We start from the raw sequence: 14,360 nt of genomic DNA, 5'->3' as shown, positions 1-14,360 counted from the left end.
TCAATATTGGTCTTCGTAACGCTTGGCGAGGTCTTCGATGTTTTCCGGCGGCCAGTCCGGCACTTCCATGCCGAGGTGCAGGCCCATCGCCGCGAGCACTTCCTTGATCTCGTTCAGCGACTTGCGGCCGAAGTTCGGGGTGCGCAGCATCTCGGCTTCGGTTTTCTGGATAAGATCGCCGATATAGACGATGTTGTCGTTCTTCAGGCAGTTGGCCGAACGCACCGAAAGCTCGAGTTCGTCCACCTTCTTGAGCAGCGCCGGGTTGAAGGCGAGCTCGGTGACGGCCTCGGTGGCGACTTCCTTCTGCGGCTCGTCGAAATTGACGAACAGGCCAAGCTGGTCCTGCAGGATGCGGGCAGCGAAAGCCACCGCGTCCTCCCCCGAGATCGAACCGTCGGTCTCGATAGTCATGGTCAGCTTGTCATAGTCGAGAACCTGGCCCTCGCGGGTGTTCTCGACCTTGTAGGAGACCTTCTTGACCGGCGAATACAGGCTGTCGACCGGGATCAGGCCGATCGGCGCGTCTTCGGCGCGGTTGCGGTCGGCCGGCACGTAACCCTTGCCGGTGTCGACGGTGAATTCCATGCGGATTTCAGCGCCCTCGTCCAGCGTGCAGATGACGTGGTCGGGGTTGAGGATCTCGACGTCGCCAACCGTCTGGATGTCGCCAGCCAGAACCGCACCCGGGCCCTGCTTGCGAACGACCATGCGCTTGGGACCATCGCCTTCCATGCGGATGGCGATTTCCTTGATGTTGAGGACGATGTCGGTCACGTCCTCACGCACGCCGGCAATCGACGAGAATTCATGCAGAACGCCGTCGATCTGCACGGCGGTGACAGCCGCACCGCGCAGCGAAGACAAAAGCACGCGGCGCAGCGCGTTGCCGAGCGTCAGGCCGAAGCCACGCTCGAGCGGCTCGGCGACCAGCGTGGTCAGCGTCTTCTTCTTCGACGAGAACTCGATCTTGTTCGGCTTGATCAGTTCCTGCCAATTTTTCTGGATCATGATGCTTTCCTTCCGTTGACCCGCCACCATCCAATCGTGGCGGGCGACCTGGAGTGCCGTGGAGGAGCGCCTTGAGGCGCTCGCGCGGCGTTCGGTAATGTCTTAGACGCGGCGCTTCTTGCGCGGGCGGCAGCCATTGTGCGGGATCGGCGTCACATCACGGATCGAGGTGATGGTGAAGCCGGCAGCCTGCAGGGCGCGAAGCGCCGATTCACGACCGGAGCCGGGTCCGCAGACCTCGACTTCGAGCATGCGCATGCCGTGTTCCTGGGCCTTCTTGGCGACGTCTTCGGCAGCCATCTGGGCGGCGAACGGGGTCGACTTGCGCGAACCCTTGAAGCCCTGGGCACCGGCCGACGACCAGGCAATGGAATTGCCCTGCGCGTCGGTGATGGTGATCATCGTGTTGTTGAAGGTCGAATTGACGTGGGCAACGCCCGACGAGATGTTCTTGCGTTCGCGACGGCGAACACGAGCGGCTTCCTTGGCCATGATAGTCCTTTCAATTGATCTCTACACCGCCGTAATGCCAGCGGCTCCACCTTTGAAAGCGAGTAGTGAGCAGGGACCAGCGAATAGGGAACCCCTACTCGCTAATGGCTACTCGCTATTCGCTCACTTACTTCTTCTTGCCGGCAATCGACTTGGCCGGGCCCTTGCGGGTGCGTGCATTGGTGTGCGTGCGCTGGCCGCGAACCGGCAGCGAACGGCGGTGACGCAGACCGCGGTAGCAGCCGAGGTCCATGAGACGCTTGATGTTCATCGACACTTCGCGGCGCAGGTCGCCTTCGACCTGGTAGTCGCGGTCGATGGTCTCGCGGATCTGCAGCACTTCCGCGTCCGTCAGCTGGTTGACGCGGCGCTCGGCCGGGATGCCGACCTTGTCGACGATCTCCTGGGCGAACTTCTTGCCAATGCCGTGAATGTACTGAAGCGCAATGACGACGCGCTTGTTGGTCGGAATGTTGACGCCGGCTATACGAGCCATATTCTTCTCTTCTCCATGTGGGACCGGCCGGCCTTCAAAACAAGGCATGCGCGGCGCTGTTCAAATTACCCCGCGTCCGGTGGAGGCCGGCCCTTGCGGGAGTTCCCTAGTTTCAATGCGGCTGCCTTGCCCTTGCGGACAAGCAAGCCTCATGCCTGATAGGAAGACGGGCCGCCATAACCCAGCGAACCGTTCCAGTCAAGCGCAATCTTTACTTTGCCGTAACGGTTTCCCGCGTCACCGCCGCGAGCAGCGCTTCAATCTCCGCCGTCACGGTCTCGACAGGGGCCATGCCGTCGACACTCCTAAGCGAGCGTTTGGCATAATAATAGCCGATCAGCGGCGCGGTCTTCTTGTAATATTCCCGCAGGCGCTCTTCGAACACCACCGGATTGTCGTCCTTGCGCACCGGCTGTCCGGCGGCCTTGGCGTCGTCGGCGCGCTTGACGATGCGGCCGACCAGCGCTTTGTCGTCGACGACGAACTCGATCACGGCATCGAGGCCAATGCCGCGCTCGGCGAGCATCGATTCAACCGCATCAGCCTGCACCAGCGTGCGCGGATAGCCGTCGAGAATGAAACCGTTGATGCAATCGGGCTGATCGATGCGCTCGGCCACGATGGCGTTGACGATGGCGTCGGAAACCAGCTCGCCGGCATCCATCACCGCCTTGGCGCGCTTGCCGACTTCGGTGCCGGCCTGCACGGCCGCCCGCAGCATGTCACCCGTCGACAGCTGCGGTATGCCGTATTTTTCTACCAGTCTTTGTGCTTGCGTCCCCTTGCCCGCTCCTGGCGGCCCAAGCAATATCAATCTCATCTGGCCTTCTTCCCCCCGCGCAGCTTCGACTTCTTGATCAGGCCCTCATACTGGTGCGCGATCAGGTGACCCTGGATCTGCGCCACCGTATCGAGGGTTACACTGACCACGATCAGAAGCGATGTGCCACCGAGGTAGAATGGTACGCCAGTCGCCGAAATCAGGAACTCGGGCAGCAGGCACACCAGCACCAGATAGATGGCGCCGACGACGGTGATGCGCGTCAGGACATAGTCGATGTAATCGGCGGTGCGCTCACCCGGACGGTAGCCCGGAATGAAGCCGGAATGCTTCTTGAGCTGGTCGGCGGTGTCCTTCGGATTGAACACGATGGCCGTGTAGAAGAAGGCGAAGAACACGATCATTGCCGCATAGAACAGCATGTAGAGCGGCTGGCCGTGGCCGAGCGAGGCGAGCACGGTGCTTGCCCAGGCCGGCAGGTTTGTCGTCTGCGAGAAGCCGGCGACCGTTGCCGGCAGCAAAAGCAGCGACGACGCGAAGATCGGCGGAATGACGCCCGACGTGTTGAGCTTCAGCGGCAGATGCGAGGTATCGCCCTGGAACATGCGGTTGCCGACCTGGCGCTTCGGATACTGGATCAGCAGGCGGCGCTGCGCGCGCTCGAAGAACACGATCAGCGCGATGACGATGATAGCCAGCACGATGATCGCGAGTATCAGCCCGGTCGATAGGGCGCCGGTGCGGCCGAGCTCCAGCGTGCCGGAGATGGCGCGCGGCAGGCCGGCGACGATGCCGGAAAAGATGATCAGCGAAATGCCGTTGCCGATGCCGCGGGCGGTGATCTGCTCGCCCAGCCACATCAGGAACATGGTTCCGCCAACCAGCGTGACGACGGTCGAGATGCGGAAGAACATGCCGGGATCATTGACGATGCCGTTGCCGCCTTCCAGGCCCACCGAAATGCCGTAGGCCTGCACCAGCGCCAGGAGTACCGTGCCGTAGCGCGTGTACTGGTTGATGACCTTGCGGCCCTGCTCGCCTTCCTTTTTCAGCGCCTCCAGCGACGGAATGACCGAGGTCATCAGCTGCATGATGATGGAGGCTGAGATGTAAGGCATGATGCCGAGCGCGAAGATCGCCATGCGCTGCACGGCGCCGCCGGCGAACATGTTGAACATGCCGAGCACGCCCTTGGCCTGCGAAGAGAAGGCCTGCGCGAATGCATCCGGATTGATGCCGGGCAGCGGGATATAGGTGCCGAGGCGATAGACGAGCAGCGCGCCGACGGTGAACCAGATTCGCTTCTTCAGGTCCTCCGCCTTGGCGAAAGCCGCAAAATTCAGATTCGAGGCTAGTTGTTCCGCAGCCGAAGCCATGCCTGATTCTCCGCTAGAGCATGATGCCGAAAAGTGTGAAGCGGTTTTCGGACAACGTCATGCGCTACTTCTTTGATTTGTATGTCACGCTCGATGCCCGCAGCTCAGGCGGCGCGTGGCACCGAAGCTCACGAGATAAGCTCCGGGCTCTAAACATGCAAGCGGCCGCGTTGACGCGGCCGCCTAATTGATTGGATCAAAGCGCAATCGTGAACAAAAACGGATACCGTTCCTGCCGACCGCGCTTCAAATTGCCGTTACTCCGCTGCCGCTTCCGGCAGCTTGACCGAACCGCCGGCCTTTTCGATCTTCTCGATCGCGGCCTTGGAGGCGCCCGCGACGTCGAAGGCAAGCTTTGCCTTGAGCTCGCCGTCCGAGAGGATGCGCACGCCGTCCTTGACGCGGCGGATGACGCCGGCGGCAACGAGCGCCTCGGCCGTCACGGTCGCCTTGGCGTCAAGCTTCTTGGCATCGAGCGCCGTCTGGATACGAGCCAGCGACACGACGACAAAGCTCTTGGCGAAGATGTTATTGAAGCCACGCTTCGGCAGGCGCCGATAGAGCGGCATCTGGCCGCCCTCGAAGCCGTTGATGGCAACGCCGGAGCGCGCCTTCTGGCCCTTGACGCCGCGACCGCCGGTCTTGCCCGAGCCGGAGCCGATGCCACGGCCGAGACGCTTCTTAGAGTGCGTCGCGCCGTCCTTGTCACGCAGATCGTTGAGTTTCATCTGGGTTCTCCTGCGCTTTTGCTCAGCCCTCGTCCACGACGCGGACGAGATGCTGGACGGCAGCGATCATGCCGCGCACCGAGGGAGTGTCCTCCAGAGTGCGCTGCTTGTGCATCTTGTTGAGGCCGAGGCCGACCAGCGTCGCGCGCTGTTCCTTCGGGCGGCGGATCGGCGAACCGATCTGCTCAACGGTGATGGTCTTGGTTGCTTTCTTGGCCATGGTCAAAATCCCTGGTCAGATCGACTATTCTTCAGCCGCAACGGCGGTGCCGCGGCGGGCCTGAAGGGTCGAATACTTGATGCCGCGTGCAGCAGCCACATCCTTGGGATGCATCTGGCTCTTCAGCGCGTCGAATGTGGCACGAACCATGTTGTAGGGGTTCGACGAACCCATCGACTTGGCGACCACGTCATGCATGCCGAGCGTCTCGAAGACAGCGCGCATCGGGCCGCCGGCGATGATGCCGGTACCCTGCTTGGCAGCGCGCAGCAGCACGCGTCCGGCGCCCCAGCGTCCTTCGACGTCGTGGTGCAGCGTGCGGCCCGAGCGCAGCGGCACGAAAATCATGTCGCGCTTGGCCGACTCAGTTGCCTTGCGGATCGCTTCCGGCACTTCGCGCGCCTTGCCGTGACCGAAGCCGACGCGGCCCTTCTGGTCGCCGACGACGACGAGTGCTGCAAAACCGAAGCGACGGCCGCCCTTGACGACCTTGGCGACACGGTTGATGTGGACGAGCTTGTCCACCATGCCGTCATCGCGTTCTTCACGATCGCGGCCGCGGCCGCCATCCCTACGTTCCTGTGCCATATCCTGTTCCTTGTTTTTTTCCGGAAGCACGGTTGCTGATAAGATCCGGTGCGCCTCTTTGGGTCACCGGGGGCGAATTATTTTTCCTTGCATGATCTTGTCCGAAAAGTCTGCAACTTTTTGCTGCGCTGACCTTCGGTTCGGGATCAGGCAATTAGAAGCTCAGACCGCCTTCACGGGCAGCCTCGGCCAGCGCCTTGACGCGGCCGTGATAGATATAGGCGCCGCGGTCAAAGACGACTTCCTTGACGCCGGCCTTCGAAGCACGCTCGGCGATCAGCTTGCCAACAGCGGCTGCTGCCTCGGTGTCGGCGCCGGTCTTGAGCGAACCCTTGAGGTCCTTCTCGAGTGTCGATGCAGCCGCGATGGTATGGCCCTTGGCATCGTCGATGACCTGCACGTAGATGTTCTTCGACGTGCGGTGAACCGAGAGACGCGGACGTTCGCCGGCGACCTTCTTGATCTGGCGGCGGACGCGCTGCGCGCGGCGCTGGATGGATTCCTTGGTAGCCATGATAGTCTTCCTTGCCTTCAAAAAACGGGGGCCGCCATGTGCGGTAGGCGAAAGCGCCTCCCGCGACCGCTCCCCGCGGCGTTGCACTTCTTTGGCTTGGCCTTTTCCGAAAAGTCTGCAACTTTTCGGGGCCAGGCCTACTACTTCTTCTTGCCTTCCTTGCGGACGATCTTCTCGCCGGCATAGCGGACACCCTTGCCCTTGTAGGGCTCGGGACCGCGATACTCGCGGATCTCGGCTGCAACCTGGCCGACCTGCTGCTTGTCGATGCCGGTCACGGTGATTTCCGTCGGCTTCGGCACGGTGATCGTGATGCCGGCCGGCGTCTCGTAAACGACGTCGTGGCTGAAGCCAAGCGCCAGCTGCAGGTTCTTGCCCTGGAGTGCCGCGCGATAGCCGACGCCGGTGATCTCGAGCTTCTTCTCGAAACCGTCCTTGACGCCCTGCAGGATGTTGACGATCTGCGTGCGCGACATGCCCCACTTGGAGCGGGCGGTCTTGGTCTGGTCACGCGGCTGGACAGCGATTTCGCTGCCTTCCATCTTGACCAGCACTTCGTCGTTCACCACGAACTTCAGCTCGCCCTTGGGGCCCTTCGCCGTCACGGTCTGGCCGTTGACGGTCGCGGTCACGCCCTGCGGCAGCGAAACGGGTTTCTTTCCAATACGAGACATTTGGTTGTCCTCGTCACTTCTCTTGTTTCAGGTCTGCCGAATTAGAAAATCTGGCAGAGGATTTCGCCGCCGACATTCTGTTCGCGTGCTTCGTGATCGGCCATCACGCCCTTCGGCGTCGAAAGGATGGCGATGCCGAGGCCGTTGGCGACGTGCGGGATCGACTTGGCCGAAACGTAAACGCGGCGGCCAGGCTTCGAGACGCGGGCGATTTCGCGCACGACCGGAGCACCGTCGAAATACTTCAGCTCGATTTCGATTTCGGACTTGCCGTTGTCGAAGTCGGTCTGGCTGTAGTCGCGGATATAGCCTTCAGCCTTCAGCACGTCGAGGACGCGGGTACGCAGGCGCGACGCCGGCGTCGAAACGCTCGACTTCTTACGGCCATACGCGTTGCGGATGCGGGTCAGCATATCGCCGAGAGGATCGCTCAATGACATGTTATGTCCTCCTTACCAGCTCGACTTGACCAGGCCCGGGATCTGGCCGTTATTGCCGAGATCACGAAGCGCGATGCGCGATACTTTGAGCTTGCGATAATAGGCGCGCGGACGGCCGGTAACTTCGCAGCGGTTGCGGATGCGGATCTTGGCCGAGTTGCGCGGCAGGGCAGCAAGCTTCAGCTGAGCGCGGAAACGCTCTTCCATCGGCTTGGACTGGTCCATGATGATCGCCTTGAGCGCTGCGCGCTTGGGACCGTACTGGTCGGCAAGCTTGCGGCGCCTGTTGTTCTTCTCGACTGAGCTGGTCTTTGCCATTTCAGATTTTTCCTTTTCTCGCTGCCGTTACTGGCGGAAGGGGAAGTTGAAGGCCTTGAGCAATGCCCTGGCTTCGTCGTCCGTCTTCGCAGTCGTACAAACGATGACGTCCATGCCCCAGATCTGATCAACCTTGTCGTAGTTGATCTCCGGGAACACGATGTGTTCCTTGATGCCCATGGCGTAGTTGCCACGGCCATCGAAGCTCTTCGGATTCAGTCCGCGAAAGTCGCGGACGCGCGGCAGTGCGATGTTCACGAGACGGTCGAGGAACTCGTACATGCGTTCCTTGCGCAGCGTGACCTTGGCGCCGATCGGCATCTTCTCGCGGACCTTGAAGCCGGCGATCGAATTACGGGCGCGGGTGACGACGGCCTTCTGGCCGGCGATCATCGCCAGGTCTTCGGCCGCGATCGAAGGCTTCTTCGAATCCGCGGTCGCTTCGCCGACGCCCATGTTCAGCACGATCTTGTCGATGCGCGGAACCTGCATCTCGTTCTCGTAGCCGAACTGCTCCTGCAGCGCCTTGCGGATGGTCTCGTTGTAGACCTGCTTGAGGCGCGGCGTGTTCTGGGCCTTGGACTGTTTGCTTTCAGCCTTGGGCTTCGTGGTTTGAGCCTTAGCCATTGATGACTTCTCCCGAGCGCTTGGCGACGCGCACCTTCTTGCCGTCCTTCTGGAAGATGAAGCCGACGCGGGTCGGCTTGCCATCCTTGGGGTCGGCGAGCGCGATGTTCGACAGCTGGATCGGCGCTTCCTTGGTGATGATCCCGCCCTCTTGGGACTGGGACTGCTTCTGGTGACGACGGATCATGTTGACGCCGCGCACCAGCGCGGTGTCTTCCTTCGGCTGAACCGAGAGGACTTCGCCCGAACGGCCCTTGTCCTTGCCGGCCAGCACGACGACCTTGTCGCCTTTTCTAATCTTTTGCATTGGTCCGGCTCCTTACAGCACTTCAGGCGCGAGCGAGATGATCTTCATGTGGTTCTTGGCGCGGAGTTCGCGCGGAACCGGTCCGAAGATACGCGTGCCGATCGGCTCTTTCTTGTTGTCGACGAGAACGGCCGCGTTCTTGTCGAAACGGATCACGCTGCCGTCCGGGCGGCGGATGTCCTTGGCCGTGCGAACCACGACCGCCTTCATCACATCGCCCTTCTTAACGCGGCCGCGCGGAATGGCTTCCTTGATCGACACCACGATGATGTCGCCTACGGAAGCGTATTTCCGCTTCGAGCCGCCCAGCACCTTGATGCACATGACACGACGGGCGCCGGAATTATCCGCGACGTCGAGGTTTGTTTGCATCTGAATCATGACTGGCCGCCTTCTTCTCTTCTAACGGGACGGGCTCAAAGCCCCTCCCCGGTCTGTCCAAAATTCGGTTTGTTACGCCTGGTCCGAAGACACGACGATCCAGCGCTTGTCCTTGGAAATCGGCTTCGATTCCTGGATGAACACCTGATCGCCGACCTTGTGGGCGTTGTTCTCGTCGTGCGCCTTGTACTTCTTGGTCATGCGCACGGTCTTCTTCATCACGGGATGCGTGAAGCGCCGTTCGACCTTGACGACTACCGTCTTCTCGTTCTTGTCGCTGACGACAGTGCCCTGCAGAATGCGCTTTGGCATGATTTTCGTCCTTAAGCCTTCTTGGCCGCGGACTTTTCCGCAGCGATGGTCTTGATACGCGCAATGTCCTTGCGAACCTGCCGCACGCGCGCGGTCTTCTCGAGCTGGCCGGTGGCCTTCTGGAAGCGCAGGTTGAACTGCTCCTTCTTCAGGCTGGCCAGATCGTCGGTCAGCTGGTCCTGGGTCTTCGTCCGGATGTCTTCGGCTTTCATGATCAGCCCGTCCTTATTCTGCGATGCGCTGTACGAAGCGCGTCCTGACCGAGAGCTTGGCCGCGCCGAGACGCAGCGCCTCACGGGCGGTTTCTTCGTTGACGCCGTCGATCTCGAACATCATGCGGCCCGGCTTGACGCGCGCCGCCCAGTAATCGACAGCGCCCTTGCCCTTGCCCATGCGCACTTCGGTCGGCTTCGACGTCACCGGCACATCAGGGAAAATACGGATCCACACGCGGCCGGCACGCTTCATCTCACGAGTGATCGCGCGGCGGGCCGCCTCGATCTCACGCGCGGTGACGCGGTTCGGCTCCAGCGCCTTCAGCCCGAAACCACCGAAATCCAGGTTGGTGCCGCCCTTTGCGGTACCATGGATACGGCCCTTGAACTGCTTGCGGAACTTTGTGCGCTTTGGCTGCAGCATCGTTCTAACTCCAAATTCCTAAATAATCAGGCGTTTTCGCGACGACGACCGCGTTCGCGATCACCACCACCGCCATGCGCAGCATCACCCTCGGTCGCGCGACGCTCCGAAGCCATCGGATCGTGCTCGAGGATTTCGCCCTTGAACACCCAGACCTTGACGCCGCAGATGCCGTAAGCCGTATGCGCTTCGGCCGTGCCATAGTCGACATCGGCGCGCAGCGTATGCAGCGGCACGCGGCCTTCGCGGTACCATTCCATGCGTGCAATCTCGGCGCCGCCGAGACGGCCGGCGCAGTTGATGCGGATGCCTTCGGCGCCCAGGCGCATGGCCGACTGAACGGCGCGCTTCATGGCGCGGCGGAACGCGATACGACGCTCGAGCTGCTGGGCGATCGACTGGGCGACCAGGGTCGCGTCGATTTCCGGCTTGCGCACTTCAACGATGTTCAAGTGCGTCTCGGACTTCGTCATCTCCATCAGCTTCTTGCGAAGCTTTTCGATGTCGGCGCCCTTCTTGCCGATGATCAGGCCCGGGCGCGCCGCATGGATGGTGACGCGGCACTTCTTGTGCGGGCGCTCGATCACGACCTTCGAAATCGCAGCCTGCTTGAGTTCCTTTTCAAGATATTTGCGGATCTTGATGTCCTCATGCAGCAGTTTGCCGTACTCGCCGGTGTTCGCGAACCAGCGCGAATCCCAGGTGCGGTTGATGCCGAGGCGCAGACCGATCGGATTGACTTTCTGGCCCATTATGCGGCCTCCCCTTTTTCTTCGACTTCACGAACGACGATCGTGAGGTGCGAGAACGGCTTTTCGATACGGCTGGCGCGACCGCGGCCACGAGCATGGAACCGCTTCATGACGATCGACTTGCCGACATAGGCTTCCGCCACGATCAGCGCATCGACGTCGAGGTCGTGGTTGTTTTCCGCGTTGGCGATCGCCGATTCCAGCGTCTTCTTGACCGTGCCGGAAATCCGCTTGGCCGAGAATTCGAGATCGGAAAGCGCTGTCGCGACCTTCTTGCCGCGGATCAGCGCGGCAACCAGGTTCAGCTTCTGCGGGCTGATACGGATCGTGCGCAGAACGGCGCGCGCTTCGTTGTCAGCAAGCCTGCGCGGAGCTTTGGCCTTGCCCATGATTATTTCCTCTTCGCCTTCTTATCCGCGCCGTGACCGTAATAGGTCCGGGTCGGAGCGAATTCACCGAACTTGTGACCGACCATGTCCTCGTTCACCGAGACGGGAACATGCTTCTGGCCGTTGTAGACACCGAAGGTGAAGCCGACGAACTGCGGCAGGATGGTGGAGCGACGGCTCCACATCTTGATCACCTCATTGCGACCACCTTCACGAACCTTGTCCACCTTCTTGAGAAGGTAGCCGTCGATGAAGGGGCCTTTCCAAATAGAACGAGTCACTTGGCGTTACCTCTTCTTAGCTCTTGCGCTGATGGCGCGAGCGCAGGATGAACTTGTCGGTCGCCTTGTTGGACCGCGTCTTCTTGCCCTTGGTCGGCTTGCCCCACGGGCTGACCGGATGACGGCCACCGGAGGTGCGGCCTTCACCACCGCCATGCGGATGGTCGACCGGGTTCATGGTCACGCCGCGATTGTGCGGGCGCTTGCCGCGCCAGACCGTGCGGCCGGCCTTGCCGTCGTTGATGTTGCCGTGGTCGGGGTTCGACACGGCGCCGACGGTGGCCATGCAGGAGCCGTCAACGACCCGCTGCTCGCCCGAGTTGAGGCGCAGGATCGCCATGCCCTGATCGCGACCGACCAGCTGGCCGTAGCCACCTGCCGAGCGGGCAACCTGGGCGCCCTTGCCCGGCTTCAGCTCGATGTTATGGACGATCGTGCCGACCGGCATCGAGGCCAGCGGCATCGCATTGCCCGGCTTCACGTCGACCGATTCACCGGCCACGATCTTGTCGCCGGCGGCAAGGCGCTGCGGAGCGATGATGTAGGACAGCTCGCCATCGTCATACTTGATCAGCGCGATGAAGGCGGTGCGGTTCGGATCGTATTCAATGCGCTCGACCGTGCCGACGACGTCGAACTTGCGGCGCTTGAAGTCGATGATGCGGTACGAACGCTTGTGACCGCCGCCGATGAAGCGGGCCGTGATGCGGCCGTGATTGTTGCGGCCGCCCGACTTCGTCAGGCCTTCGGTCAGGCCCTTGACGGGCTTGCCCTTGTAGAGGCCCGAGCGGTCGACGATGACCAACTGGCGGGTGCTCGGCGTTACCGGGTTGAATTTTTTAAGTGCCATTGTCCTGTCCTCGCGGCCTAGCTCAGAGACCCGTCGCGACGTCGATCGACTGGCCGTCGGCCAGCGTCACGATCGCCTTCTTGACGTCGCTCTGGCGGCCGATCGTGCCGCGGAAGCGCTTGATCTTGCCCTTGCGGACAAGCGTGTTCACGGCCGTAACCTTGACGCCAAACAGCGCTTCGACAGCGGCCTTGATTTCCGGCTTCGACGCCTTCTTGGCGACGTTGAAAACAACCTGGTTGTTCTCGGAAGCCATGGTCGACTTTTCGGTGATCGCCGGCGAGACGATCACGTCGTAATGACGGAGGTCGGTCATTTAAAGCGCTCCTCGAGAGCCTCGACGGCGGCCTTCGAAAGGACCAGCGTGCCGCGGCGCAGAATGTCGTAAACGTTGATGCCCTGGATGGGCAGCACGTCGATGTTCGGGATGTTGGTCGCCGCCAGCTTGAAGTTCTGGTCAAGCTCGGCACCGCCAATCACCAAGGCGTTGGTTAGGCCCAGCGTCGCGAAATTCGCGATCAGCGCCTTCGTCTTGGCCTCGGTCAGCTTCAGCTCGTCGATGATGATGATCGACGCGCTCTTGGCCTTGGCCGAGAGAGCATGCCGCAAGCCCAGAGCGCGCACCTTCTTCGGCAGATCGTGCTCGTGGCTTCGAACGACCGGGCCGTGGGCCTTGCCGCCGCCGCGGAACTGCGGAGCGCGTGCCGAATGGTGACGGGCGCGGCCCGTACCCTTCTGCTTGTACATCTTGGCGCCGGTGCGCGCGATTTCGGCGCGGCCCTTGGCCTTGTGCGTGCCCTGCTGGCGCTTGGCCAGCTGCCAGCGCACGACGCGCTGCAGGATGTCCTCGCGCGGATCAAGGCCGAAAATCTCCTCGGAGAGTTTCACCTTGCCGGCGTCCTTGCCGCCAAGCGTTGTGATCTTGAGATCCATTATTCTGCTCCCTCTGCGGCCGGAGCCTCGTTCTTGGCGCCACTCTCGACTGCAACGGCGCGGATCGCGGCAGGCTTCGGCGCATTGGCCGGCAGTGCCACCTTGGCCGCATCGCGGACCAGGATCCAGGCGCCCTTCGATCCGGGAACCGCACCGCGGATCAGGATCAAGCCGCGATCGGCGTCGGTCGAAACGATCTCGACATTCTGTGTGGTGACGCGGGTGTCGCCCATGTGGCCAGCCATATGCTTGCCCTTGAACACTTTGCCCGGATCCTGACGCTGGCCCGTCGAACCGTGCGTACGGTGCGAAACCGAGTTACCGTGCGTCGCGCGGCCACCACCCATGTGGTGGCGCTTGATGACGCCCTGGAAACCCTTGCCGATCGTCGTGCCCGTCACATCGACCTTCTGGCCGGCGACGAAGTGCTCGACGGTGATCTCGGCGCCGACATCGATCATGTTGTCGGCGGAGACGCGGAACTCGGCGACCTTCGCCTTCGGCTCGACGGAAGCGGTCGCGAAATGGCCGCGCATCGCCTTCGACGTGTTCTTCACCTTGGCAAGGCCAACGCCGAGCTGGACGGCGGTATAGCCGTTCTTCTCCTGCGTGCGCTGAGCCACGACCTGGCAGTTCTCCATCTGGAGAACGGTGACGGGAACATGTTCCCCGGCATCATTATAGATGCGGGTCATTCCCACCTTCTTTGCAATCACACCTGAACGCATCGGTTCAATTCCTTTAGAGTTCCGGGCCAGGGGCACCGCCCCTTACCGCGCTCTCATTCCCTTAGAGCTTGATCTCGACGTCGACACCGGCGGCCAGATCGAGCTTCATCAAAGCATCGACCGTCTGCGGCGTCGGATCGACGATGTCGAGCAGACGCTTGTGCGTGCGCATCTCGAACTGCTCGCGGCTCTTCTTGTCGACGTGAGGCGACCGGTTGACCGTGAACTTTTCGATCCGCGTCGGCAGCGGAATGGGGCCGCGGACGTTTGCTCCGGTGCGCTTGGCCGTCGACACGATTTCTTTCGTCGAGGCGTCAAGCACGCGGTGATCAAACGCCTTCAGGCGGATGCGGATATTCTGTCCGTTCATGCGTCACTTCCTTGTTCTGGCGCGGCGCGGGCAAATCCTGCGCCCGCGACAGATCGGTTTAAGTCCAAATTACTCTTTGATGGTGACGACGATGCCGGCACCGACGGTGCGGCCGCCTTCACGGATGGCGAAGCGCAGCTTCTCTTCCATGGC

The 14,360-nt window shown here is 61.7% G+C and carries 27 protein-coding genes; all 27 read right to left on the bottom strand.

The annotated features are described in order from the left end of the window. Positions 1 to 1,011, bottom strand: a complete 1,011-nt coding sequence (locus NKI10_RS29655; protein WP_023682599.1) for a DNA-directed RNA polymerase subunit alpha — start codon at positions 1,009 to 1,011, stop codon at positions 1 to 3. Positions 1,012 to 1,113: 102 nt separating this feature from the next. Continuing rightward, a complete protein-coding gene (gene rpsK, locus NKI10_RS29650) occupies positions 1,114 to 1,503 on the bottom strand; it encodes a 30S ribosomal protein S11 (protein ID WP_006205444.1) in 390 nt (129 codons plus the stop codon). A 127-nt stretch (positions 1,504 to 1,630) separates the two neighbouring features. Then, complete coding sequence (gene rpsM, locus NKI10_RS29645; RefSeq protein ID WP_006205445.1) at positions 1,631 to 1,999, bottom strand: 30S ribosomal protein S13; 369 nt, start codon at positions 1,997 to 1,999, stop codon at positions 1,631 to 1,633. Positions 2,000 to 2,210: 211 nt separating this feature from the next. Beyond that, positions 2,211 to 2,819: an adenylate kinase gene (locus tag NKI10_RS29640; RefSeq protein ID WP_023726809.1), complete on the bottom strand. Its 609-nt coding sequence runs from the start codon at positions 2,817 to 2,819 to the stop codon at positions 2,211 to 2,213. Continuing rightward, positions 2,816 to 4,156 (bottom strand): preprotein translocase subunit SecY, encoded by a 1,341-nt coding sequence (secY, locus tag NKI10_RS29635; RefSeq protein WP_023672761.1) that lies wholly within the window; start codon positions 4,154 to 4,156, stop codon positions 2,816 to 2,818. The genes NKI10_RS29640 and secY overlap by 4 nt, the downstream gene beginning before the upstream one ends. A gap of 257 nt (positions 4,157 to 4,413) precedes the next feature. Then, positions 4,414 to 4,884, bottom strand: coding sequence for a 50S ribosomal protein L15 (rplO, locus tag NKI10_RS29630; RefSeq protein WP_023672760.1), 471 nt, complete (start codon positions 4,882 to 4,884; stop codon positions 4,414 to 4,416). Between the two features lie 22 nt (positions 4,885 to 4,906). Further along, the gene (rpmD, locus tag NKI10_RS29625) at positions 4,907 to 5,104 is read right to left on the bottom strand and encodes a 50S ribosomal protein L30 (protein WP_006205449.1); all 198 of its coding nucleotides are present in this window, start codon (positions 5,102 to 5,104) and stop codon (positions 4,907 to 4,909) included. Positions 5,105 to 5,128: 24 nt separating this feature from the next. Then, complete coding sequence (gene rpsE / locus NKI10_RS29620) at positions 5,129 to 5,692, bottom strand: 30S ribosomal protein S5 (protein WP_006333394.1); 564 nt, start codon at positions 5,690 to 5,692, stop codon at positions 5,129 to 5,131. Between the two features lie 154 nt (positions 5,693 to 5,846). Further along, positions 5,847 to 6,206 (bottom strand): 50S ribosomal protein L18, encoded by a 360-nt coding sequence (gene rplR, locus NKI10_RS29615; protein WP_023682602.1) that lies wholly within the window; start codon positions 6,204 to 6,206, stop codon positions 5,847 to 5,849. Positions 6,207 to 6,346: 140 nt separating this feature from the next. Then, positions 6,347 to 6,880, bottom strand: coding sequence for a 50S ribosomal protein L6 (gene rplF / locus NKI10_RS29610; RefSeq protein ID WP_023682603.1), 534 nt, complete (start codon positions 6,878 to 6,880; stop codon positions 6,347 to 6,349). Between the two features lie 41 nt (positions 6,881 to 6,921). Beyond that, positions 6,922 to 7,320, bottom strand: coding sequence for a 30S ribosomal protein S8 (gene rpsH / locus NKI10_RS29605; RefSeq protein WP_006205453.1), 399 nt, complete (start codon positions 7,318 to 7,320; stop codon positions 6,922 to 6,924). A 12-nt stretch (positions 7,321 to 7,332) separates the two neighbouring features. Then, a complete protein-coding gene (gene rpsN, locus NKI10_RS29600; RefSeq protein WP_010909282.1) occupies positions 7,333 to 7,638 on the bottom strand; it encodes a 30S ribosomal protein S14 in 306 nt (101 codons plus the stop codon). Positions 7,639 to 7,665: 27 nt separating this feature from the next. Continuing rightward, on the bottom strand, positions 7,666 to 8,265 hold the full coding sequence (gene rplE, locus NKI10_RS29595) for a 50S ribosomal protein L5 (RefSeq protein WP_023672755.1): 600 nt from the start codon (positions 8,263 to 8,265) through the stop codon (positions 7,666 to 7,668). Then, positions 8,258 to 8,572, bottom strand: coding sequence for a 50S ribosomal protein L24 (rplX, locus tag NKI10_RS29590; RefSeq protein ID WP_013531428.1), 315 nt, complete (start codon positions 8,570 to 8,572; stop codon positions 8,258 to 8,260). Before rplX ends, rplE begins: the two co-directional genes overlap by 8 nt. A 12-nt stretch (positions 8,573 to 8,584) precedes the next feature. After that, positions 8,585 to 8,953 (bottom strand): 50S ribosomal protein L14, encoded by a 369-nt coding sequence (gene rplN / locus NKI10_RS29585; protein WP_006205457.1) that lies wholly within the window; start codon positions 8,951 to 8,953, stop codon positions 8,585 to 8,587. 72 nt (positions 8,954 to 9,025) lie between these two features. Further along, positions 9,026 to 9,265 (bottom strand): 30S ribosomal protein S17, encoded by a 240-nt coding sequence (rpsQ, locus tag NKI10_RS29580; RefSeq protein WP_010909280.1) that lies wholly within the window; start codon positions 9,263 to 9,265, stop codon positions 9,026 to 9,028. A gap of 11 nt (positions 9,266 to 9,276) precedes the next feature. Next, positions 9,277 to 9,477: a 50S ribosomal protein L29 gene (gene rpmC, locus NKI10_RS29575; protein ID WP_006205459.1), complete on the bottom strand. Its 201-nt coding sequence runs from the start codon at positions 9,475 to 9,477 to the stop codon at positions 9,277 to 9,279. Between the two features lie 13 nt (positions 9,478 to 9,490). Continuing rightward, positions 9,491 to 9,904 (bottom strand): 50S ribosomal protein L16, encoded by a 414-nt coding sequence (rplP, locus tag NKI10_RS29570; RefSeq protein WP_352862515.1) that lies wholly within the window; start codon positions 9,902 to 9,904, stop codon positions 9,491 to 9,493. Positions 9,905 to 9,930: 26 nt separating this feature from the next. Continuing rightward, positions 9,931 to 10,656 carry a 30S ribosomal protein S3 gene (rpsC, locus tag NKI10_RS29565; RefSeq protein WP_023672753.1) on the bottom strand — a complete coding sequence of 242 codons (726 nt, stop codon included), beginning with the start codon at positions 10,654 to 10,656 and terminating at the stop codon, positions 9,931 to 9,933. Beyond that, entirely contained in the window at positions 10,656 to 11,045 is a 390-nt protein-coding gene (rplV, locus tag NKI10_RS29560; RefSeq protein WP_006205462.1) for a 50S ribosomal protein L22, read from the bottom strand. The genes rpsC and rplV overlap by 1 nt, the downstream gene beginning before the upstream one ends. A 2-nt stretch (positions 11,046 to 11,047) precedes the next feature. Continuing rightward, entirely contained in the window at positions 11,048 to 11,326 is a 279-nt protein-coding gene (gene rpsS / locus NKI10_RS29555) for a 30S ribosomal protein S19 (RefSeq protein ID WP_006205463.1), read from the bottom strand. Positions 11,327 to 11,342: 16 nt separating this feature from the next. Next, a complete protein-coding gene (gene rplB, locus NKI10_RS29550) occupies positions 11,343 to 12,176 on the bottom strand; it encodes a 50S ribosomal protein L2 (RefSeq protein ID WP_352862514.1) in 834 nt (277 codons plus the stop codon). Between the two features lie 22 nt (positions 12,177 to 12,198). Beyond that, a complete protein-coding gene (locus NKI10_RS29545; RefSeq protein ID WP_023672751.1) occupies positions 12,199 to 12,492 on the bottom strand; it encodes a 50S ribosomal protein L23 in 294 nt (97 codons plus the stop codon). After that, a complete protein-coding gene (rplD, locus tag NKI10_RS29540; RefSeq protein ID WP_023672750.1) occupies positions 12,489 to 13,109 on the bottom strand; it encodes a 50S ribosomal protein L4 in 621 nt (206 codons plus the stop codon). Before rplD ends, NKI10_RS29545 begins: the two co-directional genes overlap by 4 nt. Further along, a complete protein-coding gene (gene rplC, locus NKI10_RS29535) occupies positions 13,109 to 13,837 on the bottom strand; it encodes a 50S ribosomal protein L3 (protein WP_352862513.1) in 729 nt (242 codons plus the stop codon). The genes rplD and rplC overlap by 1 nt, the downstream gene beginning before the upstream one ends. A 61-nt stretch (positions 13,838 to 13,898) precedes the next feature. Then, positions 13,899 to 14,207 (bottom strand): 30S ribosomal protein S10, encoded by a 309-nt coding sequence (gene rpsJ, locus NKI10_RS29530; RefSeq protein ID WP_010909272.1) that lies wholly within the window; start codon positions 14,205 to 14,207, stop codon positions 13,899 to 13,901. 69 nt (positions 14,208 to 14,276) lie between these two features. Continuing rightward, the coding region (locus NKI10_RS29525; RefSeq protein WP_455749504.1) for an EF-Tu C-terminal domain-related protein at positions 14,277 to 14,360 on the bottom strand (84 nt) is incomplete at its 5' end.

It is taken from the genome of Mesorhizobium sp. M0802, assembly GCF_040320115.1.
Lineage (GTDB): Bacteria > Pseudomonadota > Alphaproteobacteria > Rhizobiales > Rhizobiaceae > Mesorhizobium.
Note: the sequence above shows the minus strand (reverse complement) of the source record. Positions and strands in the feature narration are given on the sequence as shown.